This is a genomic window from Streptomyces sp. NBC_01283 (genome assembly GCF_041435335.1).
Lineage (GTDB): Bacteria > Actinomycetota > Actinomycetes > Streptomycetales > Streptomycetaceae > Streptomyces.
The window spans coordinates 1-25,962 of the sequence record NZ_CP108430.1 but is presented as its reverse complement, the minus strand read 5'-3'; the positions used below and the strand labels follow the sequence as shown (position 1 = coordinate 25,962).

At 68.8% G+C, this 25,962-nt stretch carries 15 protein-coding genes and 1 pseudogene; 8 read left to right on the top strand and 8 right to left on the bottom strand.

Going from position 1 to position 25,962, the window contains the following annotated elements; translation table 11 throughout:
• Nucleotides 1–172 precede the first annotated feature (172 nt).
• The 7 genes and pseudogenes from OG302_RS00080 to OG302_RS00050 form a co-directional block, all read right to left on the bottom strand.
• On the bottom strand, nucleotides 173–1,408 hold the full coding sequence (locus OG302_RS00080) for an alpha-hydroxy-acid oxidizing protein (protein ID WP_371524546.1): 1,236 nt from the start codon (nucleotides 1,406–1,408) through the stop codon (nucleotides 173–175).
• Complete coding sequence (locus OG302_RS00075) at nucleotides 1,405–4,707, bottom strand: SDR family NAD(P)-dependent oxidoreductase (RefSeq protein ID WP_371749980.1); 3,303 nt, start codon at nucleotides 4,705–4,707, stop codon at nucleotides 1,405–1,407. The genes OG302_RS00080 and OG302_RS00075 overlap by 4 nt, the downstream gene beginning before the upstream one ends.
• Before the next feature lie 406 nt (nucleotides 4,708–5,113).
• A pseudogene (locus tag OG302_RS00070) lies at nucleotides 5,114–6,463 on the bottom strand (type I polyketide synthase); the annotation flags it as partial.
• Nucleotides 6,460–11,838 (bottom strand): type I polyketide synthase, encoded by a 5,379-nt coding sequence (locus OG302_RS00065; protein WP_371524544.1) that lies wholly within the window; start codon nucleotides 11,836–11,838, stop codon nucleotides 6,460–6,462. The pseudogene OG302_RS00070 and the gene OG302_RS00065, both read right to left, overlap by 4 nt.
• A gap of 8 nt (nucleotides 11,839–11,846) precedes the next feature.
• The gene (locus tag OG302_RS00060) at nucleotides 11,847–13,016 is read right to left on the bottom strand and encodes a cytochrome P450 (protein WP_371524542.1); all 1,170 of its coding nucleotides are present in this window, start codon (nucleotides 13,014–13,016) and stop codon (nucleotides 11,847–11,849) included.
• Between the two features lie 12 nt (nucleotides 13,017–13,028).
• Nucleotides 13,029–14,096, bottom strand: a complete 1,068-nt coding sequence (locus OG302_RS00055) for a pyridoxal phosphate-dependent aminotransferase (protein WP_371524540.1) — start codon at nucleotides 14,094–14,096, stop codon at nucleotides 13,029–13,031.
• A 107-nt stretch (nucleotides 14,097–14,203) separates the two neighbouring features.
• Nucleotides 14,204–14,884, bottom strand: coding sequence for an FMN-binding negative transcriptional regulator (locus OG302_RS00050; RefSeq protein ID WP_371524538.1), 681 nt, complete (start codon nucleotides 14,882–14,884; stop codon nucleotides 14,204–14,206).
• A gap of 347 nt (nucleotides 14,885–15,231) precedes the next feature.
• Here OG302_RS00050 and OG302_RS00045 point away from each other — a divergent pair, with 347 nt between their 5' ends.
• The 5 genes from OG302_RS00045 (at nucleotide 15,232) to OG302_RS00025 (ending at nucleotide 21,344) form a co-directional block, all read left to right on the top strand.
• Nucleotides 15,232–16,566, top strand: coding sequence for a lysine N(6)-hydroxylase/L-ornithine N(5)-oxygenase family protein (locus tag OG302_RS00045; protein ID WP_371524536.1), 1,335 nt, complete (start codon nucleotides 15,232–15,234; stop codon nucleotides 16,564–16,566).
• A 12-nt stretch (nucleotides 16,567–16,578) separates the two neighbouring features.
• Nucleotides 16,579–17,571 (top strand): Gfo/Idh/MocA family protein, encoded by a 993-nt coding sequence (locus OG302_RS00040; RefSeq protein ID WP_371524534.1) that lies wholly within the window; start codon nucleotides 16,579–16,581, stop codon nucleotides 17,569–17,571.
• Between the two features lie 99 nt (nucleotides 17,572–17,670).
• A complete protein-coding gene (locus OG302_RS00035) occupies nucleotides 17,671–18,681 on the top strand; it encodes an NAD-dependent epimerase/dehydratase family protein (RefSeq protein ID WP_371749979.1) in 1,011 nt (336 codons plus the stop codon).
• The gene (gene rfbH, locus OG302_RS00030) at nucleotides 18,678–19,991 is read left to right on the top strand and encodes a lipopolysaccharide biosynthesis protein RfbH (protein WP_371524532.1); all 1,314 of its coding nucleotides are present in this window, start codon (nucleotides 18,678–18,680) and stop codon (nucleotides 19,989–19,991) included. The genes OG302_RS00035 and rfbH overlap by 4 nt, the downstream gene beginning before the upstream one ends.
• A gap of 117 nt (nucleotides 19,992–20,108) precedes the next feature.
• Nucleotides 20,109–21,344 (top strand): class I SAM-dependent methyltransferase, encoded by a 1,236-nt coding sequence (locus OG302_RS00025; RefSeq protein ID WP_371524530.1) that lies wholly within the window; start codon nucleotides 20,109–20,111, stop codon nucleotides 21,342–21,344.
• A gap of 281 nt (nucleotides 21,345–21,625) precedes the next feature.
• On the opposite strand, the gene OG302_RS00020 is transcribed toward OG302_RS00025, so the two are convergent.
• Complete coding sequence (locus tag OG302_RS00020; RefSeq protein ID WP_371524528.1) at nucleotides 21,626–21,757, bottom strand: hypothetical protein; 132 nt, start codon at nucleotides 21,755–21,757, stop codon at nucleotides 21,626–21,628.
• A gap of 46 nt (nucleotides 21,758–21,803) precedes the next feature.
• Between OG302_RS00020 and OG302_RS00015 the strand changes: the two genes are divergently transcribed.
• The 3 genes from OG302_RS00015 to OG302_RS00005 all read left to right on the top strand — a co-directional run bounded on the left by OG302_RS00015 (nucleotide 21,804) and on the right by OG302_RS00005 (nucleotide 25,720).
• Complete coding sequence (locus tag OG302_RS00015; protein ID WP_371524526.1) at nucleotides 21,804–21,989, top strand: hypothetical protein; 186 nt, start codon at nucleotides 21,804–21,806, stop codon at nucleotides 21,987–21,989.
• A gap of 270 nt (nucleotides 21,990–22,259) precedes the next feature.
• A complete protein-coding gene (locus OG302_RS00010) occupies nucleotides 22,260–24,677 on the top strand; it encodes a Helicase associated domain protein (RefSeq protein WP_371524524.1) in 2,418 nt (805 codons plus the stop codon).
• A 473-nt stretch (nucleotides 24,678–25,150) separates the two neighbouring features.
• Nucleotides 25,151–25,720, top strand: a complete 570-nt coding sequence (locus OG302_RS00005) for a transcriptional regulator (protein WP_371524522.1) — start codon at nucleotides 25,151–25,153, stop codon at nucleotides 25,718–25,720.
• The last annotated feature ends 242 nt before the right edge of the window (nucleotides 25,721–25,962 follow it).

Genomic DNA, 25,962 nt, shown 5'->3' with positions numbered 1-25,962 from the left:
CGGGCCGGACCTCCTCGCACAGCCGTCGCGCGATCCGTTGCCGCATGTTCCCGTCCGGCAGCCGCTCGGCCATCGGCTGGATCGGCCTACGCCGTCCCTCCAGCATCAGGAGGGGCCGCGCAAGCCGACGCCATGCCTCTGGCCAGGCAAGATCAGTACACCTGACGAAGCACTACGAGCGATCCTGACGTGCTGTCGGCTGCGGCCCGCCCAGGGGTCCCGCCGGAGCGAGCAGCTCCGGACCCAGGGACCGGGCGCTGCCGCAGCCGATCTGCGTCAGAGCGACGTCGAGCTCGGCGAGCAGGCACCGCAGGACGTGCCGCACGCCGGGACGTCCGTCGAGCGCCAGTCCGTACAGGTAGGGCCTGCCGAGGAGGACGGCGTCCGCGCCGAGGGCCAGAGCCTTGGCGACGTCGGTGCCGGTGCGGACACCGGAGTCCATCAGCACAGGGACGGTGCCGCCGACCGCGGCGCGCACTGCGGGCAGGCAGTCCAGGGAAGCCGCCGCGCCGTCCAGCTGGCGTCCCCCGTGATTGGAGACGATCACGCCGTCCGCCCCGTTGGCCACGGCCAGGCGCGCGTCGTCGGGGTGCAGGACCCCCTTGACGAGAAGGGGAAGACTCGTCCACTCGCGCAGCTGGTTCAGTCGGTCCCAGGTCAGCGACGGGTTGCCGTTGACCCGGGCCCAGTGCCTGACGACCGACTCGGGGCCGGCATCCGGCGGCAGCGCCGCCCGGAACACGGGATCACTCGTGTAGTTGGCGAGCCCGGTGCCGCGTATCAGCGGAAGGTAGCCGTGATCGAGGTCCGCGGGCCGGTAGCCGACGGAGGGATTGTCGACGGTGAGGACCAGCGCCGTGTAGCCGCTCGCCTCGGCCCGGCGGACCAGGGACGCGGCCAGTTCGTCGTCCGAGGGCCAGTACAGCTGGAACCAGCGGGGCCCCGGCCCGGCAGCCGCGGCCACCTCCTCGAGGCTGTGCGAGGAGTAGGAGGACAGCACGAACGGCAGCCCGGCGTCGGCCGCGCCCCGGACGGTGGCGATCTCACCCTCGGGGTGCACGGCAGTCTGTGCGGAGATCGGTGCCAACAGGACCGGTGCGGGCAGGGTCTGGCCGAGGAGGTCCACTGTCAGGTCGCGCCGCGTGAAGCCGCGCAGTGCCCGGGGCAGCAGGCGCCACCGGTCGAAAGCGTCCCGGTTGGCGCGCCCGGTGGCCCCGGTCCCGGCGCCGCCGGCCACGAAGCCGGACACCGCGGGCGGGAGGACCGCACGGGCCGCGTCCTCCAACGCCGTGAGATCGGTGGTGAGTTGACCTTTGCGGCTGTCGGGGCCCGCCAGGTATATCTCGCGCACCAGGTCGGACGCGCTCGTCGGTCCGGCCGGGGCTGCGGTGCGGGTGTGCTCGGTCATGGCATCGGGGTTCCGTTTCCGTTCTCGGTGGTGGTCCGTCCGTCGGACGGCGGCTCCTGACCGAGGACATCGGCCAGGAGCCGGGGGGTCGGCCAGTCGAAGACGAAAGTGGCCGGAAGGCGCAGCCCGATGGTGGCCATCAGCCGGTTGCGCAGCTCCACCGCCCCCAGCGAGTCCATGCCGACGTGGTCGAAGGCGATGTCCGGGTCGATCGCGTCGGCGGAGGCGTGGCCGAGCACTGCGGCGACCTCGGCGAGGAGCCGCTCCAACATTGTGTCGCCGCCTTCCGCGGCCGCGGTGTCCCCGTGGTCGTGCGGCAGCTCGGTCGAGGACGGATCCTCCTCTCCCCCTGGCTTCCCGGCGTCGGCGGGCAGGAGGGACTCCAGGATGCGCGGGAGAGTGCCGCCGCGGTGCTGTGCGGCCAGGGCGCCGCGATCCCAGCGTCCCGCCACAACCACCGGCTCAATCCCGTGCACCGCCGCGTCGAGGAAGCGCAGGCCCTGTTCGATGGGTATCAGCAGGACGCCGACCCGGGCCATGCGGTCGATCTGGGCGTTCGTGAGGGTGCTGCCCATGCCTCCCGACACATCCCACTGGCCCCACACGATGGCCACGCCGGGCTTGCCGGCGGTGTGCCGTTGCTCCATCAGGCCTTCCAGGAACCCGTTCGCGGCGGCATAGGCGCCCTGCCCCGCCGAGTTGAGCGTGCTGGCGACCGAGGAGTAGACGACGAACGCGGACAGGTCCAGGTCGGCGGTCAGTTCGTGCAGATGGAACGCCGCGTCGACCTTGGGACGCAGCGACCGGTCGAGGTCGTCGGCCGTCAGGTCGGTCAGCAGACCTCCTTCGAGGAAACCCGCGGCATGGACGACACCGCCGATGCGGACACCGGAGCGGGCAAGCCTGTCGAGAACCCCGGCCAGTGCCTCGCGGTCGGCGGCGTCACAGGCCACCGTGCGGACCTTGGCACCGAGATCCCGCAGGTCCGCGATGACGCGCTCCGCGTCGAGGCCGGGGGCGCCGCGCCCCATCAGGACCAGCTGCCGCACACCGTGCTGCTCCACCAGGTGCCGGGCGGTGATCCGGCCGAGCCAGCCGAGCCCACCGGTGATCAGCACCGCTCTTGTCGGGTCCCAGGTACATCCGGGGACCGGGGCGCCGGCGGCGCTGGCGAGGGCCGGCCGGTACGCGGTCCCCTCACGCAGCGCGAGCTGGCTCTCGCCGGAGGCCAGCGCGGCGGCGAACGCCTCGCGGCAGGCGGCGGTACCGTCCTCGTCGAGCAGGACGAACCGGCCCGGGTACTCGGCCTGCGCGGACCGGAGCAGTCCCCACACGGCGCGGTGGGCGGGCCGTATGCCGGGGTCCTGCTCGTTCCCCACGGCGACGGCGCCGCGGGTGACCACCACCAGCCGGGCGTCCTCCTCCTGCTCGTCAGCCAGGAAGCCCTGGACCGCGGTCAGCACCTCCAGCAGGGTCTCCCGGACCGCTGCCGGGGTCCCGGCCCTGTCGGTCCGGCACGTCAGCACGGTCGTCCGCGGGAGTGCTCCACCTGCGGCGAACGCCTCGGCGAGGTCGGTCCACGGCGTGTCCGGCGCGACGCCGGCCGGCTCGGAGACCGGCGTCCAGTACGGCACCAACAGGCCGTCGGCCTCCGGCGCGCCGGAAGGACCGGCGTCGGCGGCCGGGACCGGCCGCAGGATGAGAGAGCCGATCGAGGCCAGCGGCCTGCCGTCGGGGTCGGTGAACTCGGCCGAGACCACGTCGTGGCCCGCGGGTGTCAGATGGACCCGCACCCGGGCCGCGGCGCCGGCGGCGGCCCGGACCCGCACGTCCCGCCAGATGTGCGGAAGCAGGCCGGGGCCCGCGGCACCCTCGGCGGCGAGCGGGTGCAGGGCGGCGTCGAGGAGCACGGGGTGCAGGGCGTGCGTGCCGGGCCGCACCCCGTCCGGAAGGGTCACATCGGCGATGGTCTCCGGGCCGGAGCTCCACATCGCGCCGACACCGCGGAACGCCGGTCCGTACGCCAACTCCCGGTCCGCGAGGGTGCGGTAGAGCTCGTGGGGCGGCAGGTCGAGCGGCGCGGCCGCCACGGGGAGGCCGCGCCGCGGCTCGGCGCCGGGCTCCGATCCGAGCCGGGCGACAGTGCCGTGGGCGCACCGGATCCAGGCCGACTCCTCGGTGTCCGCCCGGCGGGCGTGCACGGTGACGGCGCTCCGGCCGTCGGCGTCGGCCGCCGCGATGAAGACCCGCAGGTCGAACTCCGCGCCGTCCACCACGTCCAACGGCTCCTCGTGGACGAGCTCCTCGACCGTGTCGCCGCCCGTCACACGGGCGGCGCTCACCACCGCGTCGAGCAGGGCGGTGCCAGGCAGCAGCGTCCTGCCGGCGACCCGGTGGTCGGCCAGCCAGGGGAGCGTGGCGTGCGAGAGCCGTCCGGTGAACATGACCCCGTCCGGCGCCGGTACCTCCGTGGCGGCGGCCAGGATCGGGTGGTCGAGATCGGTGATCCCGGCCGGGCGGGCAGCTGTGCGCTGCGGCGCGTCGATCCAGTAGCGGCGCCGCTGGAAGGCATACGTCGGCAGCGGGATCCGACGCGCGCCGCGGTCCGCGAACACGGCGGCCCAGTCGACGTCGGCGCCGACCGAGTGCAGCCGGGCGAGCGCGGTCACCAGCGTGGCGGCCTCCGGCTCCTGGTCGCGCTGCGCCGCGACCGCCGTCGGTGCGGCCTGGCCGGCGAAGCAGTCGGCGACCATGCCGGTGAGTTCGCCGGACGGGCCGACCTCCACCAGCCGGTTGCATCCCAGGTCGCTCAGGGACCGCACGCCGTCCTCGAAGCGGAACGTCTCGACCGCCTGGCGGGCCCAGTGGTCGGGGTCGGCGAACTCGTTCTCCCGCATCGCCCGTCCGGTGAGGCCCGAGACCACCGTGAGCTCCGGCTCACAAAAGCTCAGGTTCTTGACGGCCGCGGCTCCGCTTCCCGAAAGCCCCTTCGCCAACCGGCTGTGGGCCACTGCCAGTTCGGCCGCGTCGGCGAGGGAGAGCACGCCGGCGGCATGAGCGGCGGAGATCGCGCCGACGGAGTGGCTGAGGACGGCCACGGGCGCGACCCCACAGGACTCCAGCAGGCGGAACAGGGCGACTTGGTAGGCGAAGAGCGCGAGCTGGGAGTGTTCCGGGCGGTCGAGCAGCGCGGTCCCGGAGCCGAAGAGGACCGTGCGCAGGGGCTGGTCCAGGTGGTCGTCGAGTTCGCGGCAGACGGCGTCGAACGCGGAGGCGAAAGCCGGGAACGTCCGGTACAGCTCCCGGCCAGTGCCGGGCCGCTGGAGGCCGTGCCCGGAGAACAGGAGGGCGGTGCGCCCCTCTGTGGCCCGGCCGCGTATGGCCGCGGCACCATCCGGATCCGCCGCCAGGGCGTGCAGCCCGTCGAGCAGGCCGCCCTCCTCGCTGGGCAGCAGGACCGCGCGGTGCGCGAGGTGGCTGCGGGTGGTGGCAAGCGAGAAGCCGAGGTCGACAAGGTCCGCGGGGGCGGCCGACGCAGTGGTCAGCGAGTCGAGGACCCGGCGGGCCTGGGCCTGCAGCGCGGCCGGATTGTGCCCGGACAGAAGGACGGGGACGACGGGCAGCGGCCCCGCGTCCTTGTCCTTGTCCTTGTTCTGGTGGGTGGTGGGGGTGGGGTGGTTGTTCGAGGATGAGGTGGGCGTTGGTGCCGCTGAGGCCGAAGGAGGAGATGGCGGCTCGGCGGGGGCGGTTGTGGTGGGGCCAGGGTTGGGTGTGGGTGAGGAGGTTGAGGTGTCCTTGGGTCCAGTCGATGCGGGGGGCGGGGTGGTTGGTGTGGAGGGTTTTGGGGAGTTGGCCGTGGTGGATGGCCATGGTCATTTTGATGATGCCGGCGACTCCGGCTGCTGCTTGGGTGTGGCCGATGTTGGATTTGATGGTGCCGAGGTGGAGGGGGTGTTGGGGGTTGCGGTTGGTGCCGTAGGTGGCGAGGAGGGCGTGGGCTTCGATGGGGTCGCCGAGGGCGGTGCCGGTGCCGTGGGCTTCGATGGCGTCGATGGTGTCGGGGGTGAGGTGGGCGTCGGTGAGTGCGGCGCGGATGACGGCTTGTTGGGAGGGGCCGTTGGGGGCGGTGAGTCCGCTGGCGGCGCCGTCGTGGTTGAGGGCTGAGCCTTGGATGACGGCGTGGACGGGGTGGCCCAGGCGGTGGGCGTCGGAGAGGCGTTCGAGGAGGAGCATGCCGATGCCTTCGGACCAGGCGGTGCCGTCGGCGGTGGCGGCGAATGCTTTGCAGCGGCCGTCGGGGGCCAGGCCGTGCTGACGGCTGAACTCCACGAACGACACCGGTGTCGCCATGGTCGTGGCCCCTCCCGCCAGGGCCAGGGAGCATTCGCCCCGGCGCAGTGCGGTGGCGGCCAGGTGGACGGCGACCAGGGAGGAGGAACAGGCCGTGTCCACGGTCATGGCAGGACCTTCGAACCCGAAGCCATGGGAGATACGCCCGGAGGCGAAGCCGCTCGCGCTGCCGAGGGCCATATAGCCCTCGTACTCGACCGGCGACGGCAGGACACGGTAGCCGTAGTCGTCGTACATGGTGCCGACGAAAACGCCCGTGCGGCTGCCGTGCAGTGCCGACGGCACGATTCCCGCGTCCTCGAACGCTTCCCACGCGGTCTCCAGCAGCAGCCGGTGCTGCGGGTCCATCGCATGCGCCTCGCGCGGCGAGATCTGGAAGAACTCGGCGTCGAAACCCGTGGCGTCGTCGAGGAATCCGCCCTCCTTGACGTACGACGTCCACGGCCGTTGCGCGTCCGGGTCGTACAGCGAGGACAGGTCCCAGCCGCGGTCCTCGGGGAACGGCCCGATCACGTCGCGCTCGTCCATCACCAGCTGCCACAGGTCCTGCGGGGACTCGACTCCGCCGGGGTAGCGGCAGGCCATCCCGACGATGGCGATCGGGCCAACGTCGTGCTCCGCCTTCGTGGCCGCGGCACGAAGCTGCTGATTGTCCTTCAGGGCCGCCCGCAGTGCGTCGACCAGTTCGTCGTGCGATGCCGTCATCGGGACTCTCCGTCGATCTGTGTCGGGGTGCGTTCACCGCGGTCCGTCCCCAAGGCCAGGCGGACCAGCTCCTCGCTGCTCATCGTGTCCAGTGAGGTGTCCTCGGACGGCGGTTCGAGGTCCGGCTCAACCGGGCTTTGCTCCTCGCCGTTCTCGGCGGCGAGCTCCGCCATCAGGCGATCCGCGAGGGCGGCGGGGCTGCGGTGGTCGAAGACGGCTGTCGAGGCCAGTCGCACACCCGTCACCGAGGTGATCCGCTGCTGCAGTTCGAGCGCGGTCAGGGAGTCGACGCCCAGGTCCTGGAAGCGTGCGCCGGCCGGCACCTGATCCGGAGCGGAGAGCTCAAGGACGGCGGCCACTTCGGCGCGTACCGCCTCAAGGACGAGGTGCTGGCGTGCCGTACGGGGCGCATCGGCCAGGCGGCGGCGCAGCGCGGCGGATGCGCCCGGGGCCGACGGGGCGGGCGCCGAGCGGCGGGACTTCGTGGCGGCGGGGACGAGCGCGCGCAGGAGGGGCGGGGCCGACTCCGCCGTCAGTTCCCGCGTGTCGAGGCGGGCGGGCAGCAGGACGGTCGCGGTGTCCGCGGCGGCGGCGTCGAAGAGGGCCAGGCCGTCCTCGACCGACAGCGCGGCAGCTCCGTGGCGGGCCAGGCGCTGCAGCTCCGTCGTGCCCAGCCCGCTGCCGAGACCCTCTCCGGCATCCCACAGCCCCCAGGCCAGTGACGTGGCCGGCAGCCCTTCGGCACGGCGCTTCAGCGCCAGAGCGTCGAGGTAGGCGTTGGCCGCCGCATAGTTGCCCTGCCCCGGTAGGCCGAGCGTGCCGGAGAAGGACGAGAACAGGACGAAGGCGGACAGGCCCGAATGCCGGGTCAGTTCATGAAGATGGACGGCCGCGTCGGCCTTTGGCCGCAGGACGGCGTCCAGGCGTTCGGGGGTCAGCCGCTGCACGATGGTGTCGTCGAGGACGCCGGCCGCGTGCACCACCGCGGTCGGCGGCTCGTCGAGGCCGTCCAGGATGGCGGCCAGGGCGGCGCGGTCCCCGACATCGCCTGCCGAGACCGTCACTCGCACGCCGGCGGTCTCGAGGTCGGAGGCGAACTCCGCCGCGCCGGGTGTGTGCGGGCCGCGCCGCCCGACCAGCACCAGCTGGCGGACTCCGTACCGGTCCACCAGATGACGGGCGACCAGTCGTCCCAGGGCGCCCAGGCCGCCGGTGACCAGGACACGGCTGTGCCGGTCGAAGGGGGCGCGGCCGGAGGGGGACGGGCGGTGAGGGCGCAGGCGGGGTGAGAGGAACCGGCCGCCCCGGAGGGCGAGTTGGGCTTCCTTCGAGGCGGCGGCCCTGAGCAGGCCGCGGACGGACTGCGGGGCGCCGTCGCCGTCGATCAGGGTGAATCGCCCGGGGTGTTCCGACTGCGCGGCGCGGACCAGGCCCCACACTGCGGCGTGCTCTGGGTCCGAACGGGTGTCGCCGGGCGCGGCCACCGCGTCCCGGGTGACCAGGGCGAGCCTGCCGGCGGCCAACCGGCTGTCGGAGAGCCACTGCTGGAGGAGACCGAGAACCTCATGGGCGGCGGCCCCGGTCGGCCCGGAACCGCCGGGCGGGGAAGCCGTGACGAACGCGAGGACGACCTCGGGGACCGCGGCGCCCCCGTCGACGGAGCGGAGCAGGGCGTCGAGACCGGTGTGGACGCGTGCCGCTGTCCCGTCCGCCTGCACGAGCTCGGGCAGCGCCTCGGCGCCCGGGCCCACCGCAGCCCACGTGCCGCTCAGCAGCGGCGTGTTGGGAGCGAGATCGGTCCAGTCCAGGGCGAACAGCGCGCAGTCGCTCGCCGCGGACGGGGCGGGTGGCTTGAGCTCGCGCAGGACGAGCTTGTCCACACTGAGGACCGGGGCACCCGTGTCGTCGGCGACGAGCAGGGAGCAGGAGTCGTCCGCACCACGCCGCAGACGGACACGGAGCGGGCCGTTGCCGGGCCCGTGGAGCGTCAGGCCCTGCCATGCGAAGGGCACGAGGAGCCGGGACGCGTCCCCGTCGGCGGCGGCCAGCGCGTGCAGGGCCGCGTCCAGGGCGGCGGGATGCAGTTGGAAGCCGTCACGGCTCGCCTTCGCGCGCGATGCCACCACCGCGTAGAGATCGCTGCCGTCGCGCCAGAGCTCGCGCAGCCCCCGGAAGGTGTAGCCGTAGGCGTAACCGCGCTCCGCGAGCCGCGGATACAGGTCGTCGACCGCTACCGGTGAGGCCCCGCTCGGCGGCCATGACGGGAGTTCGGCCACCTCTGCCGCTCCCGCGTCCGACAGCGTTCCGCTGGCGTGCCGGGTCCACGCGGCACCGCGGGTGCCCGCCGCACGGGAGTAGAGCGCGAGCGGACGGCTGCCGTCCTCGTCGGGAGCGCCGACGATCAGCTGTATGTCGGTGGGCCGGGCGACCGGCAGGACCTGTTCCAGGGTGAGTTCGGCCACCTGCTTCGCACCGGCCCGGCGGGCGGCACTCAGCGCGAGCTCCGCGATGCCCGCGCCGGGCAGCACCGGGATCCCGGCCACAGTGTGGTCGGCCAGCCACGGCATGTCCTCGGCGTCCAGACGACCCGTGAACACCAGCCCGCTTGCGTCGGCCGGCTCCAGAGCCTCGTCGAGTACCGGGTGGGACCGGGCAGTGCCGTCGCCCGCAGCCGGGGTGCTCAGCCAGTAGTGCTGACGCTGGAAGGGATAGGTGGGCAGCGGGATCCGGCGGCCGCCGGGGAAGGAGGCACCCGGATCCAGCCGGGCACCGTTCAGAGCCAGCCGGGCGAGGGCCGTGGTGACGGTACTGACGGGGTCGTGGCCGCGGCGCACCAGGGGGGTCACGATGCCGGGGGAGTCGGGGCCCTGGCTGCGGCGCGCCAGGACGGACAGGACCCCGTGCCCCATCTCGACGTACTCGGTGACACCCCGGGATTCGAGGAAGCGCACGCCGTCGTGGAAGCGGACGGTGCCGCGCAGTTGGCGCACCCAGTAGTCCGGGTCCGTCAGCATCGCCCCGGTGGCGACGCGACCGGTGAGATTGGAGACAACCGGTATACGCGGTTCGCGGAACGTCAGCCCGGCGGCTACGTGACGGAAGTCCTCCAACAGGCCGTCCATGTGGGGGGAGTGGAAGGCATGGCTGACCTTCAGCTCGGTGGCCCTGCGGCCTCTGGCGCGCCAAGCCTGCGCGAGTTCCTCGGCGGCCTCGGCGTCGCCCGTGACGACCACGTCCCGCGGCCCGTTGACGGCGGCGAGATCCAGCCGGCCTGCATACAGGGCGAGAGCCTCGCGGATCTCCTCCTCGGTGGCTTCCACGGCCACCATGCGGCCGCCCGTCGGCGCGGACTGCATCAGGCGGCCCCGGTGGGCGACGAGGGTGCAGGCGTCCGCCAGATCGAGGACACCCGCCACATGGGCGGCCGCCAACTCGCCGATGGAGTGGCCCAGCAGCAGGTCGGGGGCGGCCCCGTGGTGCTCGAGGAGCCGGAAGAACGCGACTTCGAGGGCGAAGAGCGCGGGCTGGGTGTAGGCGGTCTGGTCGAGCAGCGCGGATTCCGGGGTGCCGGGCGCGGCGAACAGGACGTCCTTGAGGGCGTGTTCGAGGTGCGGGTCGAGATGGGCGCAGGCCTCGTCGAAGGCGCGGGCGAAGGCGGGGAAGCGGCCGTGGAGGTCGCGGCCGGCCCCCGGGTACTGGCTGCCCTGGCCGGGGAAGAGGAATGCGGTCGCGTCGACTGCCGAGGTGCTCGTACGGGTGAGGACCTGAGGCGCTGCTTCCCCCTGGGCCAGGGCTTGGAGGCCGCGCAGGGCCTCGGTGCGCCCGGTGACGAGGACGGCAGCGCGGTGGGTGTGTGTGGTGGTGCGGGTGGTCGCCAAGGAGTGGCCGATGTCGGCGGTGGCCAGATCCTGGTGGGCGGTGAGGTGGTTGTGCAGGTGCGCGGCCCGGGAACGCAACGCCTGTTCGGTCTGACCGGACAGCAGCCAGGGAAAGGAGCCGTCCTTGTCGCCGGTGGTGTCGCTGTTGTTCTGGTGGGTGGTGGGGGGGTGGGGTGGTTGTTCGAGGATGAGGTGGGCGTTGGTGCCGCTGAGGCCGAAGGAGGAGATGGCGGCTCGGCGGGGGCGGTTGTGGTGGGGCCAGGGTTGGGTGTGGGTGAGGAGGTTGAGGTGTCCTTGGGTCCAGTCGATGCGGGGGGAGGGGTGGTTGGTGTGGAGGGTTTTGGGGAGTTGGCCGTGGTGGATGGCCATGGTCATTTTGATGATGCCGGCGACTCCGGCTGCTGCTTGGGTGTGGCCGATGTTGGATTTGATGGTGCCGAGGTGGAGGGGGTGTTGGGGGTTGCGGTTGGTGCCGTAGGTGGCGAGGAGGGCGTGGGCTTCGATGGGGTCGCCGAGGGCGGTGCCGGTGCCGTGGGCTTCGATGGCGTCGATGGTGTCGGGGGTGAGGTGGGCGTCGGTGAGTGCGGCGCGGATGACGGCTTGTTGGGAGGGGCCGTTGGGGGCGGTGAGTCCGCTGGCGGCGCCGTCGTGGTTGAGGGCTGAGCCTTGGATGACGGCGTGGACGGGGTGGCCCAGGCGGTGGGCGTCGGAGAGGCGTTCGAGGAGGAGCATGCCGATGCCTTCGGACCAGGCGGTGCCGTCGGCGGTGGCGGCGAATGCTTTGCAGCGGCCGTCGGGGGCCAGGCCGTGCTGACGGCTGAACTCCACGAAGGGCGCGGCATTGACCATGACGGTGGCCCCTCCCGCCAGGGCCAGGGAGCATTCGCCCCGGCGCAGTGCGGTGGCGGCCAGGTGGACGGCGACCAGGGAGGAGGAACAGGCCGTGTCCACGGTCATGGCAGGACCCACGAGTCCCAGTACGTGGGCGACGCGGCCGGACAGCACGCTCGGCAACCTGCCGGTGATGGCGAACGCTTCCTTCTTGTGGGTCCCGTACTCGGCGTACATGAGGCCGCAGTAGGTGCCCGTCAGGGTGTCACGCAGCGCGGTGGGGTCGATGCCGGCGTGCTCGATGGCCTCCCAGCAGGTTTCGAGAACCAGACGCTGCTGGGGATCCATCCTGACGGCTTCGCGGGGGCTGATTCCGAAGAGGGTGGGGTCGAACTCGGCGGCGTCGTAGAGGAATCCGCCCTCGCGTGTGCTGGAGGTGCCGGGGTGTTCGGGGTCGGGGTGGAAGAGATGGTCGAGATCCCAGCCGCGGTCGCGCGGGAACGGGCCGATGGCGTCGACACCGTCGGCGACTAGCTGCCACAGGCCGTCAGGCGAGGTCACGCCTCCGGGAAAGCGGCAGGCCATCCCGACGATCGCGATCGGTTCGCGCCGCGTGCCGCTCATCGGGTCCGGTCCGGGGACCCCGCGGGTGTCCGTGACTGACATGCCTTCCCTCATTCGGAGTCGACCAGCAGCCGTGACAGGCCGCGTATGCCCAGGCCGTCCTTCCAGACAACCGGTTCCGGAACGTCAGCCAGCCGCAGCGCCGGGAAGCGCTGCGGGAGCCGTTCGAGGACGATGCGCAGCTGGAGTCTCGCCAGTGGTGCGCCCAGGCAGCGGTGCACGCCGTGCCCAAAAGTGAGAGGTGGGGAATCGTGGCCGGAGCCGAGGTCCATGGACGCCGGCTCGGCGAACACCCCGGCGTCGCGGTTGCCGTGGAGCAGGGCCACCACGACGCCCTCGCCCGTCTGCACGGTGACGTCGCCCAGCTGCACCGGTTCGGTGGCGATACGAACGAAGGTCAGCGGGGTGGCCGGGGCCAACCGGATCAGCTCCTCCGTCGCGTTCCCGACGTACTCGGGATGTGCGAGGAGCTCTTCATAGGCGCTGCGGTCGGTCAGCAGCGCCAGCAGCGAGAGGCCGATCTGGCCGGTGGTGGTCTCGTAGCCCGCCATCAGAAGGGTGAGACCCAGGGTGAGTAGTTCGTTCGTGGAAAGTTCGCCCTCGTCCTGCGCGATGGTCAGGTCACTGAGCAGGTCATCGCGTGGATCGCGGCGCTTGCGGTCCAGCAACTCCGTGATGTACTCGATGAGTTCGATGCGGCGCCGGGCCTTCTCGCGGAGGCTGGTGACCTCCAGGTCGAAGAGCACGTCCACCCACCCGCGGAAGCGGGGAGTGTCCTCCTCGGGAATGCCGAGCATGGTGGTGAGTACGGACAGCGGCAGCGGCCGGGCGAGGTTCTCGATCAGGTCAGCACCGTTGCCGATCTCGGCGATCGCATCCAGCCGACGGTCGGTCAGATCCGTCACGAAGGCGCTCATCTTGGCCATCCGGCCGGTGGAGAACGCGCCGCTGACCAGGCGCCGCAGACGGGCGTGCCGATTGCCGTCCATGCTCATCATGGAATCCGCCGCCGGCTGGGCGTCATTGAACGTCGGGGCGCCGGGCCGGAGCGCGGCGGCCCGGCTGAACCTCTTGTCCGCAAGGACCGACCGCCCCAGTGCGTAGCTGCGTACGAGCCAGAAGGGGTGGCCCGTGCCGGCGACCACACGCACGACATCCTCGGGACCAGGACGCAGGATGTCGGGAAGCGGGCCCAACTGGTCGATCGTGGATTTGGTCATCGGGATACCTCGTCACTGGCCGGACGGCCGGAAGCTGCGGACTCGGCGCTCCACCTCGTGCAGCAGCTCGAACTGCCGGTTGAACGCGATGCGCACGTACTGAGCACCGCGGACGGGATCGGCGAAGGAGGGGGCCGCCGGGACGACCACGACCCCGGTCGCGTCGAGGAGTTCGAGGGTGAAGGCACGGCCGTCCATGCGTCCCCCGGTGAGCGGGCCGATGTCTGCCAGGAGGAAGCACCCGCCCTCCGGGGGAGAGATCTTCATGCCCATGCCCGTGAAGATCTCCAGGGCGAAGTCGCGGCGGCGGCTCATCTCCTCGGATGCCGTCCTCAGGTCCGCGGAGCCGGCCGCATGGCCGACGGCCAGCTGAAGTGGGCCAGGGGCGCCGTTGGTGGTGAGTTCCTGTACGCGCCGCATCGCCGTGGTGCGCGTGGCGTCCGCACGCAGGAAGCCGAGCCGCCACCCGCTGATCGCGTAGCTCTTGGAGAGCGAGCCGACCAGCACGCTGCGCTCCGCGAGGCCGGGCACCTCGGCGATCGAGGTCTGCTCCCGGCCGTCGAAGACGAAGCTGCTGTACACCTCGTCACAGATGACCGTTGCGTCCCACCGCTCGGCCAACTCGGCGACCTGCTCGAGCTCCTGACGGGCCAGCACACGGCCCGTCGGGTTGCCGGGCGAGTTCAGGAGGACCACACGGGTACGGGAGTTGAAGGCGGATGCGAGTTCGTCGGGGTCGAACCGCCAGTCGGGCGCGTGCAAGGGGACATGCCGGGGCACGCCGCCCGCGAAGGCGACCGTCGACCTGAACTGCTCGTAGCCGGGATCGAGCAGGACGACCTCGTCACCGGGGTCGATGAGCGCGTGCAGGGCCAGGAAGAGGGCCTCGGTGCCTCCGACGGTGACGGTCAGCTCCGTCTCCGGGTCGGTCGGCACCGGGAGGGTGGCGGCGATGTGCTCCCGCAGCTGCAGATCACCCGGGGGGAAGACATACTGATTCTTCCCCGCACGTATCGCGTCATTTGCTGCCCCGATGATGTCGACAGCGGTCTCGGGATATCCGGGCGTGCCGAGCGCCATATCGATTCCTTGGCGTTCGCGCGCCATGAGGAATATTTCCCCCAGGCTATTGCCCTGCAGTGCCGCAACCCTCGTCGATATCCGCGGACCATGGTCTGTGGGATGCGTCATGCCACTCCTCCGCCTGCCCTTTTCATCTGCCCGTTCTGGGAAAGCCGACCCATGAGCTCCGCGGCTTCCTGGTGTCGACTGCAGGCGCGCTGGCTGAATGACTGCTTTACCCGTTCGCGGACCTCGGGGGACTGCTCCTGACTGAGCTTGAACATGCCCTCGGCGCCTGTCACGGTGACGCGGAACGCCCCGACACCGGAAACGATACTGCGGAAGTAGTCGATCGATTCTGACTGATCCCATCCAGAACCGAAACTGCTTTCAAAGGTCCGTGCCGTGGCCCGCACGACTTCGAGCGTCTCCTCGAGCGAGTCAATCTTCTCTATCACACCGTGCACATGCACCGACGTGAAGTTCCAGGTCGGTGCGGCCGGCGTCACGTCGTACACCGCAGGCGACACGTACCCGTGCGGACCGGTGAACACCAGGAGGACTGCATCGCCGGTCCGCAGCGCGCGCCAGTGGGGATTGGCCCGGTTCAAGTGCCCGAGCAGGACGGTGCCATTCGGGCTGTCCGACCAATCGATCACCGTACCGTGATCCGGGATAATCGGGAGATGAGTGGCCAACGGCCCGTCGTCACCGCCGTTGGTCACTGCCAGGGACAATGGATTGTCGCGGATCAGATCGCTCATCCAAGAACCATCGGGTTCGCGGTAATGGCGGGGAACGAACATGCGGATATGTCACCCCTCGAAGTCGAGTAGCCATGGCATCGGAATGGTGGGATTCCTGTCCCGTCGGCAGGACAACCGATGGGCGGACAGGGCCTCTTGCGTGCGCCTCAACGCTATCAACCTTGACGCACCGCAGGTCTTCAATGCAACGTGATTACGCAAGCATGCGGGGTCGAAGTCAAACACGAAAGACCTACGTGGAACAGCCCGTCGAAACGTAATTGCTCAGAAGCTTGATTGTGTGTGAGCGGGTGGGTGCCAGAGGCTTCGCCGAAAAGGACCGCCCCCAGGTCACACAGGGATCTGGGCAGTCACGTTGCAGCCACGCTAGCGGAAGAAGTGTTTCCATGGGTGTCAATTCAGCTGAGATATACGATGTCGTGGGAGTTGGATTCGGGCCGTCCAACCTGGCGTTCGCCATTGCTCTGGAAGAGAACGGGGACGACGCTTCTGCGGGCCCAGTCACCTCCGCGTTCTTCGAGCGGCAGTCCTCGTTCGGCTGGCATCGCAATATGCTGCTGCCGTCGGCGACGATGCAGGTGTCGTTCCTGAAGGACCTGGCCACACTCCGCAATCCGGTCTCGCGGTTCGGATTCGTCTCCTTTCTTCACGCCTCCGGCCGGCTTGAACAGTTCATCAACACCCAGACATTCTTCCCGACCCGGGAGGAGTTCCATCAGTACCTTGACTGGGCACAGGCGCTGTTTTCCGGCCAGGTCTCGTACGGATCGGAAGTCGCGGGAATTCAGTTGCCCTCGGAATCTGCTTCCGCAAATGCCCAGTACCTTCAGGTCAAAGTGCGTGACAGTGACAGGGGCGACATCAGGACCGTCGCCGCCCGCAATGTCGTGATCTCCACAGGTCTCGTCCCCCAGGTGCCGGACGGCGTGGCATCCGACGAACGGGTCTGGCACAGCTCCGAATTCCTGGAGAGGTTCAAACAGGCCTCCCCAGACACCTTGAAGAAGGTGGCAGTCGTAGGGGCCGGACAGAGCGGGGCCGAGATCGCCAGATTCCTGTACGACAGCCTTCCACAGGCTGAGATCTACGCGATCATTCCGTCCTACGGATATTCGATCGCGGACGATACCCCGTTCGCCAACCGGGTGTTCGACTCCGCGGCGGTCGATGACTACTATTTCGGTACGGAGCGTTCCCGGGAAGCCTTCTGGCGCTACCACAAGAACACGAACTATTCGGTTGCCGACGACGAAGTCATCCGGGACCTGTATCAGCGTGTGTACATGGACGAACTGCGTGGGACCAATCGCCTGCACATCCTCAACATGGCTCGGGTCACGAATGTCAAGCGAATGGGGAACGAGTCGCGCGTCTCCATGGAGTCGCTGCTCGACGGCGGTTCCCAGGACCTCGACGTGGATGCGCTCGTCTTCGCCACCGGCTACGACTCCATGGACCCGAGCGGCGTACTGGGCGAACTCGACGGCTACTGCCTGCGTGACGGCGCGGGAAGATACCAGGTCGGTCGCGACTACCGGCTTGTGACCACACCGGATGTCTCGTGCGGCATCTACCTCCAGGGCGGCACCGAACACACCCACGGACTGACGTCGTCCCTCCTGTCGAACATCGCCGTGCGCGGCGGCGAGATCGCGGATTCCATCCTGCAGCGGCGGTCCGTCGACGGGCCGGCGACGTCCGGACTGACCACCTCTGCCTGATGAGGACTGACTATGGCCGCAGCACAAAGTCCATTGCGCGTCGGCGTGCTCGGCTGCGCGGACATCGCCTGGCGCCGCACTCTGCCGGCGATGACTGCCTGCCCTGACATCGAGGTCACCGCCGTCGCGAGCCGCGACGAGGCAAAGGGGAGGCGCTTTGCCGCGGCCTTCGGGGGCCCCCGGGTACTGGGCTATGAGGAACTTCTCGCCGCTCGTGACATCGACGCGGTCTACATACCGCTGCCGACGATGATGCATGCGGACTGGGTCGCCAAGGCACTGCGGGCGGGCAAGCATGTGCTCGCCGAGAAACCGCTGACAGGGGATGCAAAAAGCACGGACGAGCTGTTGGCACTTGCCGAATCACGGGACCTGGTGCTTTTGGAGAACGTCGCTTTCCCGCATCACTCGCAGCACGTCCGTGCCCGGCAAATCCTCGCTGACGGAGCAGTCGGCGAACTGAAGGACTTCGCGAGCGTGTTCACGATTCCGCCGCTGCCGGATGAGAACATGCGCTATCGCCCGGATATCGGCGGCGGCGCCCTGCTCGACATGGGCATCTATCCGATCCGTGCTGCGCTGTACTACCTTGGCTCTGCTCTTGAAGTACTCCATGCCGTACTGCGGATTCGTTCCCGCACGGGTGCCGTGGTCTCCGGACGTATCCTCGCGTGCACGCCCGGGGGAGTGACGGCCGACTTGGTCTTCGGAATGGAACACTCCTATCGGACCGGCTGCGCGTTCGCCGGCAGCAGCGGACTGCTGCTGCTCGACCGGGCGTTCACGCCGCCGCCGTCATTGCAGCCGGTGCTGCGCATCGAGCGGCAGGATCACCGTGAGGAGATCACGTTTCCGGTGGATGACCAGTTCGGCAATATCGTGCGGTACTTTGCGAATGCGGTGCTGACGGGATCGAACATGCTCGATCAATCAGAGATGAGTCGGCGTCAGGCTCGAATCATTGACGACGTGGAACGCGTCGCCGTACGGATCGAGATCCCTTAGAACGGCCAACACCATGACCGGAGTTGTCGGCGGGAGTACCTCATCGTGTCAGCCGTTTTCAGCGGGCGCCACTTCAAGTCGAAGAGGACAGAGAAGGTGATGACCTCGGAGTTCCTCGTCGGGACCCTGCACACCAAAGTCCTTCTGATCGGTGGCACCGGATTCCTCGGTCGGCATGTCCTCAACAGGCTGTCCACGGCCGGCATGGACGTCACCGTGGTGACCAGGCGGCCGGCCGCCGTGCCCGCGGGGCACGGGGTGGCCGAGCTGGACGACAGAGGTCCGCGACGAGCTCAGTTCGCCTCGATGATCAACCGGTTCACCCCGGATGCCGTGGTCAACACCGCCGGTGAAATCTGGCGGAACGACGCCTCCTTGCTGCAGGCAGCCAATGCCGAGCTCCCGGAACAACTGGCGCTGGCGATGGCCGACATCGGCAGCACCGCCCGGCTGGTGCACCTCGGCTCATCTTTGGAGTACGGATCATTGCCTCACCCGCACGCGACCGACGAGAGCTGCCCGCAGGAGCCGCGGTCGGAGTACGGGCGAAGCAAGCTGCGGGGCACCCGGAGGATCTTCGAGATCGCCCAACAGGCGTCGCTGGACGTTGTGGTCCTCCGCATCTTCAACGCCATCGGATCGAACATGTCGCCTGCGAGCCTGCTCGGCAGGACCGTGCAGACACTCGACCGAGCACGGCGGGACGGACGCCCGGCGCGGCTCACCCTGTTCGACCTGAGACAGCACCGCGACTACGCCGACGCCCGCGATCTGGCGGAGGCGGTCCTCCGGGCAGCCGTGTCGCGGCGGCTCGTGGGCGTACCGGTGCTCAATCTCGGCACCGGGCGGGCCGGCAGCGCCTACGACCTGGTCCGCGGGCTCGCGTTGGTCAGTGGAGTGGAGTTTGAGATCGACGTGCTCCCGGCGCCCGAGGGCGGCGGGCGATCACTGGCCGCCGGCTGGCAGATTGCCGACCCGACTCTGGCCCGGCATCACCTGGACTGGTCGGCTGCTCGGACGCTACCGGAGACCCTGCGCTGGATCTGGCGGACCGCCGGAGAGGGCCAGGCCCAACCCATTGCTGGCTGCCCCGCGGAAGGTACCCGATGAATGACAACCTCAAGGACGAGATCCTCTCACTGGTCAACGAGTACCATCACGCGGCCGGGACCGAGACATCCACATGGGTGCCCGGCGAGAACCGGGTGCTGGCCTCGGGCGCCGTACTGACGGCGGCGGACCGGATGGCACTGGTCGAAGCGGCACTGGACCTGCGGATCGCATCCGGGAGCTATGCCATCCGGTTCGAGCGGGCCCTGGCCGGCTACTTCGGATTGCGCAAGGCTCATCTGACCAACTCTGGGTCCTCGGCCAACCTGCTGGCGCTGTCGGCGCTGACCGCACCGGAGTTGGGCGACCGCGCGCTGCGCCGCGGCGACGAAGTGATCACGGTGGCGGCAGGGTTCCCCACCACTGTCAACCCGATCATCCAGAACGGAATGGTGCCGGTCTTCGTCGATATCGACCTGAGCACCTACAACACCACCACAGAGCTGGTGGAGGCGGCGATCGGCCCCAAGACGAAGGCCATCATGATCGCGCATGCGCTCGGCAACCCCTTCGAGGCCGCCGAGATCCGGGAGCTGGCCGACCGGTACGGGCTGTGGTTCGTGGAGGACAACTGCGACGCCGTCGGCTCCACCTACCGCGGCAGGAAAACGGGAACCTTCGGGCACCTCAGCACCGTCAGCTTCTACCCGGCTCACCATCTCACGATGGGCGAGGGCGGCTGCGTCCTGACGGGCAGCATAGAACTCGCGCGCCTTGTCGAGTCCTATCGAGACTGGGGGCGGGACTGCTGGTGTGAACCAGGAGAGGACGATCGATGCAATAAGCGTTTCGGCTGGCAGCTCGGCACGCTTCCCTCCGGCTACGACCATAAATATATATTCTCCCATGTGGGATACAACCTGAAGGCGACCGATCTGCAAGCGGCCCTGGGGTTGTCTCAGTTGGAGCGGCTGTCCGAGTTCTGTGACAGCCGACGCAAGAACTGGCTCCGCATGAGATCGGGGCTGCAGAATGTTCCAGGCCTTACATTGCCCGAACCCGCCCCGAACAGTGATCCAAGCTGGTTCGGGTTTACGCTGACGGTTGAAGATTCAGCGCCGTACTCCCGCCGGGACCTGCAACTCTACTTGGAGTCAAAACGCATCAGCACCCGGCTGCTGTTCAGTGGAAACCTCACCCGTCATCCCGCTTATGAACGCGTCGAGTACCGGATATCTGGCAGCCTGTCCAACAGCGACAAGGTCGCCAACGACACCTTGTGGATCGGCATTTACCCCGGCGTGACCGACGAAATGATCGACTATGTGGTACGCGAAATCTGGTCGTTCGCGAAAGGGTGTCCGCGCTGAACCCTGACGTGCCTTCCTCGAACGCACTGACAAGACCCGCTCCACCCGACACCTCTGGGTCTCCCCTATGAATGACCAGGCCGAGCCCACGAAAAAAGGTTAGAGAGGTAAGTACTCATGACCATCGCGGAGTGCCGTGTGTGCGGCAATCGGACACTGCTTCAGGTGCTGGATCTGGGAGAACAGGCACTGACCGGCGTATTCCCTCGCAGTCGCACGGAAGTCGTGCCGACCGCCCCACTCGAGCTCGTCAAGTGTTCGCCGGACGGATGCGGCCTCGTCCAACTCCGGCACACCGCCGACCTCAGCCTGATGTACGGCGATCAATACGGATACCGCTCGGGTATCCGCCCATTCATGATCAACCATCTTCGCAGCAAGGTGGACGAGCTCACCAAGCTTGTCGACATCGGCCCCGACGACCTGGTCCTGGACATCGGAAGCAACGACGGGACCTTGCTGTCCGGGTACCCGGCGGATGGCCGCACTCTCGTCGGAGTGGATCCGACGGGCGAGAAATGGCGAGAGTTCTACCCCGAACACATCGACCTGATCCCGGACTTCTTCTCCCGGGAAGTCTTCGCCGCTCACTACGGCTCCCGCCGGGCCAAGGTCATCACCTCGATCGCAATGTTCTACGACCTGCCCGACCCGCTCCGGTTCATGAAAGACGTGAAGGCGACGCTCGCCGACGACGGTGTGTGGATGCTGGAGATGAGCTATCTTCCGGCAATGCTCAAGGCGACCGCCTATGACGTGATATGCCACGAGCACCTGGAGTACTACGCACTCAGTCAGATCGAGTGGATGGCCGAGCGCGTCGGCCTCGACGTCGTGAGAGCAGAGATCACCGAGGTCTACGGCGGCAGCCTCTGCGTCACGCTCGCCAGGCAGGGCTCCGGGCATCGGCGTGACGAGGCGGCACTGAACCGCTTGCGTGCCCGGGAGGCCGGACTGCGGCTCGACACCATGGTGCCCTTCGAGTCGTTCGGCGAGCGTGTTCGCGAACACCGCGAACACCTACGTGACTTCCTCGACACCTCGCGCAAGGACGGCAAGCTCACCCTGGGCTACGGCGCCTCCACCAAGGGAAACGTGATTCTCCAATACTGCGACATCGGAGAGGACAGCCTGCCGTGCATCGGAGAGGTCAGCCGGGAGAAGGCCGGCCGATTCACCCCGGGCACCCAGATCCCCATCGTCTCCGAGAAGGAGGCCCTCGCACAACGACCTGACCAGCTGCTGGTGCTCCCATGGGTCTACCGGGACGGATTCATCGAGCGGGAAGGCGAATTCCGCTCCCGCGGCGGCAAGCTGGTCTTCCCGCTGCCCGCGCCACTGAGCATCGTGTAGCGGCGGCTGTCCCTCGGTATCGTCCGCGGCCGCCCGGCACTGTCCGGGACGGCCGCCGAGGGCGAGTCGGGGCGCCAATGCACGAGGCTGAGGGTCCTTCACGATCAAGACAAGTGCACGCGCTGAAGGCTGAGGTGCATGCGGTCGACCGCGCTCTGGTTCAGCAGGCGCTCGAAGATGAAGACGGGCGAGCCGGATTCGCCGTCCTGGTAGCGGCCGGGACCGGCGAAAGCATCCCATGTGCGGATGAGGCTGTCGATCGACCGCTGACCGAGGCCGGCCTATGCGGCGGACGGGTGCTGGGAGATGAGCATGCGCGCCAGGGGCGTGGCGACCTCCCGCGCGCCCGTGCTCAGCGCGGCGAGGATGCCGGACTCGTCAGGGTCGGTGCGCAGCGTGAAGGCCGAGTGCATAGACAGAGTGGCCGCCCGTCGTGACCGGTGCGGGCCGAAGGCTCCGATGCTGATCATCGAGGTCTTGGATACGGATGTCGCCACAACGATGCTCGTACTGGATGATGTTCAGCGCGCCGGTGAACTGCAGCAGCTCGGTGAGCTGTTCAGGCAGCGCGACGGGATCCAGGATCGAGCCGAACCCACCCCGGGAGAGCGAGGCCCCCGGACGGTCAGCTGTCCGCTCCTGTAGAGGCGGACCTCCGCCAGCTCTCCGTGCTGGGGCTGGTCCCAGGGCTGGACACGGCTTGCATGCTCACGGCCAGGTGCTCGGCGGACTTCGACGGGGTGAGAGCGCACTGAACGACCGAACGGTCAGACACCCGGCCCTCCCGGCGGATTTCCCTACCAAGGACCCTCCGAGAGGGAAGAAAACCTGTCCGGGCGGCCGCACTGCGTGCAGGAGGATGAACACCTATAGCTCCAACTCCCGCCCCCTCGCCTCCTGAGGATCCTTGCTCGAATGCCGTCCGAATCCACTCCCGCTACCCCACCCCCTCACAACAACCGCCGTAACCTGCGTGCGGATCAGCAAGCCGCGGTCGACAGCGCGGTACGCGGACTCAAGAACCCGGGCTCGCGCGGACACCTGGTCTCCGCGTGTGGGACGGGTAAGACGCTGATCGCGCTGCGTACCGCCGAGGCCCTCAACATCAACCATCTACTGGTGGCGATGCCGTCCCTGGACCTGATCGGCCAGTGGGCGGCAGCGGCCCGTGCAGACGGACGCCGCGAGCCGCTGCTCGCCATCTCCTCACTCCAGGCCGACAAGCACCCACTGCTTGCCGGTGCGGGAGCAGTGAGCACCGGCTCGGGGGACTACCTGGCGTCCTGGCTGTCACGCCACAAGAAGGCGACCGTGTTCACCACGCTCGATTCCCTCCCGCGGATCGAGGAAGCCCAGCACAGCATCTTCCCCGCCCCTCTCTTCGACCTTCTGGTCGTGGACGAGGCACACCGGACCGCGGGCTCCTGGGGCAAAGAGTGGACGATGATCCACGACAACAACCGCGTCCCGGCCGCCCGGCGCCTCTATGTGACCGCGACACCGTACGCGTGGCAGGCCCCGCGCCTGACCGAAGTCCCAGACACCCGCCCACACCCCAAACACACCGCGTCGGCCACCCCGGCCTGGGAGTCCCCATCCCTCATCGCGTCGATGGACGACCCGAAAGTCTTCGGCCCTCGTCTCCACACCTACTCCCACGCTGACGCGATCGACGACCAAGTCCTGGCCGACTACCAACTCCTGGTCCCCACCGTCACCGACACCGACCTGAGGGCCCTCCTTGCCGACCCCGACGGCGCACACACCGGTTTCGCTCCCACAGCCCGCCGCACGACCGCTCTGCACCTGGCCGTCCTCAAAGCCATGACCGAGCACGACCTGCACCACGTGATCGTCTACTTCCAACAGGTCGCCGACGCCACCGATTTCACCCGCCAATTCCCCCACACCCTGCGCACCCTCCCAACCGAGCAACGCCCGCCCTGGGCCGCCACCCTGGCCGTCTCATCCATCAACGGCACACACACCCCCGACCAGCGCGCGAAGATCCTCGCCCGATTCGCCGCCGCCGACCGCGCGGTGATCACGAACGCTCAGGTGTTGTCCGAGGGAGTGGATCTACCGACGGTAGACGCCATCGTGTTCGCGGACCGCACGGGCAGTGTGCGACGGATCGTGCAGGCCCTGGGCCGCGCCCTGCGCAAACCCCCCACCATCGAGGTCAAGACGGCAAGCCTGGTCATCCCCGCCTACATCCCGCCCGGCGCAGACCCCACCAACCTCCTCGACACCCCCTACGAAGCCCTCTGGCTCATCACCGCCGCGCTGCGCCGCCACGACCAGTCAATCGCCGCCCGCGCCCCGCGCAAGAACACCAAGCACCGCCTGGACCGCGACACCCACCGGCTCCTCGCGCGCCGATTCCGCTTCGACTTCACCCTCGACCCCGCCCACATCGCCCGCGCAATGGACCTCCTAGCCTGGCCCTCGAACACCGCTGTGCTCTCCGCACCCCGCCGCGCCGGACTGGCCGCAGCCACCCGCTTCCACACCGAGTACGGCCATCTCCAAGTCCCGGCCGATTACGAGGACGCCTTCGGCTACCGCCTCGGCCAGTTCATCACCAGCCAGCGCACCGCCCACTCCCGCGGCCTGCTGGAAGAGGACTGGACCACGGAACTCGACGCGCTCGACATGGTCTGGGACCACCACGAGGCCATCTGGCAGGGCCAGTTCACCACCGTCACCGCCTATCACCAAGAGCACGGCCATCTAGCCATCCCCACCGACACGCCAGGCGGCCAGTTCCTCATCGACCAGCGCGCCGCCGCACGCAAGGGCCGCCTCGCCCCCGACCGTGAAGCCCAGCTCACCACCCTCGACCCCGACTGGCTTCTCCCGCACGGCGCGGACTGGCACCGCAAATACCACCTCCTGCGTCGCCACCTCGAAGCCGGCCATGATCCCGCAACGCTGCGCCGTGACACAGCCATCGAGGGCGTGAAGATCGGCAGCTGGCTGCAGCGCCAGCTCACCACCTTCACGATCCTGGAGCCCGCCCAGCGTGCTCTGCTGTCCCGGATCGGGGCCGACCCTGCCCGGCTACGGCTGCCGATCGGCAAGCGTGCCCGTCGTTCCTTCGAACAGAACGCGGAACTGCTGAGGGCATTCACCGAACGTCAGGGTCGGCTGCCCGGCGCGCGGGAGTGGATCGAAGCCGACGGGGCACGCGTTGAGATCGGTTCCTGGCTTCGCAGGGTCCGAGCCAAGCAGAACGAGGGACAGCTCACGGAAGAACAAGATCGCCTGCTGTCCGAGATCACCCCGGCCGATCCATCGAGTCCGCCGGACCGCGAAGAGGACCGGGCCTGAACTTCAAACAGTTCAGAGTTTTCACTACATTAGACACAGCCCCCCGGGCAGAGTCAGACCACGGGGATGCAGGAGAGATGATCAACTCCAGCCACGCCGGCACTCGCACCCCGGCCTCCGACTCCCGGTGCCGGGGAGAGGACCGAAGCCGACGGCGAGTGCATGCTGTTGGTCCGTGGCTGCGCAAAGCGCGTACACGACACAGGACCGGTCAACATCCCCCAGAGCGATGGAAGTTGACGCAAGGGAACCTCCGGGAAGCCCGACCCGGAGCCTCCGCACTCCAAGAGAGGATTCGAGCCACCTCCCGGAAGTCCCACCGAGCAGAGAGCCTGATAGGCCGATCCAACAGGCAGTACGGCAAGCGTGAATTCTCCAACAATGGCCGCTCACCATCGGCCCAAAGTCCCGCGAAATAACCGGAGTTACGGTATTATGGAAACCATAGACCATCACAGAAAGGGCCTCTTCTAATGCCGGAAAGGACACATGATTTCGGCCACTACGGGGCCCGAGGAATCAAGGGCAGCGAGGCCGTCGCACGCCAACTCGACCAGCTCGCCGGCTACATCGCCACCCCCATCACCGCGCAGCGCGGTCTGATGGCACGCCTCCACTACCTGACGAAATCCGACCATGCCCGCCAGGCCGCGCGCGAGGCCGGGCTGACCGTCACTGACCGCACCATCAAAGCCTGGTTGGAGGGCAAACGCCGCCCCTCCAACGCCAGCCTCCAACAGATCGAGACCGCTTACCGCACGGTGCGCCGGCGGAACGTGGCCCGTTACCTGCTGCGCCGGCTGAACGGCGGGGGAGGGACAAGGGTGGAGATCCACCCGTTCAATCAGTCCCGGGTCGATCGCAGGTTCCAGCGGGTGCTGGAATACCGCAGCCTCAACATCCGCCAGTGGGACACCCTCATCCGAGCCTGGGCGGCAGGGGACATGAGCGCTCTCGATGATGCCTGGGTGGATGCCATCGTGGACCTCGGGTCCCAATGGGGACAATATGAATACGTGTCAGCCGTCGGATTCGCAGCATAGAACTGAGTGTCTGTCAATTTCTTCAGGGAAGCAAAGAATTGACAGACACTCACCGACCGGACGAGGCACCAGACCCCCTTGCTGCGTTTTTCGTGAAAGCCGCGGAGCGGATTTCACGGGCAGGCCGAATTGCGGAGCAATTCGTGCCGCGGACAACGGAGTTGGCCGCACCGGCGACGGAGTCGCCGGCCTGCCGCGCGGAGCGCGGCTTCCGCCGCGTAGCGGCGGCGCGTCGTGTCTGC

Coding starts and splice junctions, on each gene's coding strand:
- OG302_RS00080 (WP_371524546.1), bottom strand. CDS start 1,408: ATGACCGAGCACACCCGCACCGCAGCCCCGGCCGGACCGACGAGCGCG.
- OG302_RS00065 (WP_371524544.1), bottom strand. CDS start 11,838: ATGTCAGTCACGGACACCCGCGGGGTCCCCGGACCGGACCCGATGAGC.
- OG302_RS00060 (WP_371524542.1), bottom strand. CDS start 13,016: ATGACCAAATCCACGATCGACCAGTTGGGCCCGCTTCCCGACATCCTG.
- OG302_RS00055 (WP_371524540.1), bottom strand. CDS start 14,096: ATGGCGCTCGGCACGCCCGGATATCCCGAGACCGCTGTCGACATCATC.
- OG302_RS00050 (WP_371524538.1), bottom strand. CDS start 14,884: ATGTTCGTTCCCCGCCATTACCGCGAACCCGATGGTTCTTGGATGAGC.
- OG302_RS00045 (WP_371524536.1), top strand. CDS start 15,232: ATGGGTGTCAATTCAGCTGAGATATACGATGTCGTGGGAGTTGGATTC.
- OG302_RS00040 (WP_371524534.1), top strand. CDS start 16,579: ATGGCCGCAGCACAAAGTCCATTGCGCGTCGGCGTGCTCGGCTGCGCG.
- OG302_RS00035 (WP_371749979.1), top strand. CDS start 17,671: ATGACCTCGGAGTTCCTCGTCGGGACCCTGCACACCAAAGTCCTTCTG.
- rfbH (WP_371524532.1), top strand. CDS start 18,678: ATGAATGACAACCTCAAGGACGAGATCCTCTCACTGGTCAACGAGTAC.
- OG302_RS00025 (WP_371524530.1), top strand. CDS start 20,109: ATGACCATCGCGGAGTGCCGTGTGTGCGGCAATCGGACACTGCTTCAG.
- OG302_RS00020 (WP_371524528.1), bottom strand. CDS start 21,757: ATGCACTCGGCCTTCACGCTGCGCACCGACCCTGACGAGTCCGGCATC.
- OG302_RS00015 (WP_371524526.1), top strand. CDS start 21,804: ATGCTGATCATCGAGGTCTTGGATACGGATGTCGCCACAACGATGCTC.
- OG302_RS00010 (WP_371524524.1), top strand. CDS start 22,260: ATGCCGTCCGAATCCACTCCCGCTACCCCACCCCCTCACAACAACCGC.
- OG302_RS00005 (WP_371524522.1), top strand. CDS start 25,151: ATGCCGGAAAGGACACATGATTTCGGCCACTACGGGGCCCGAGGAATC.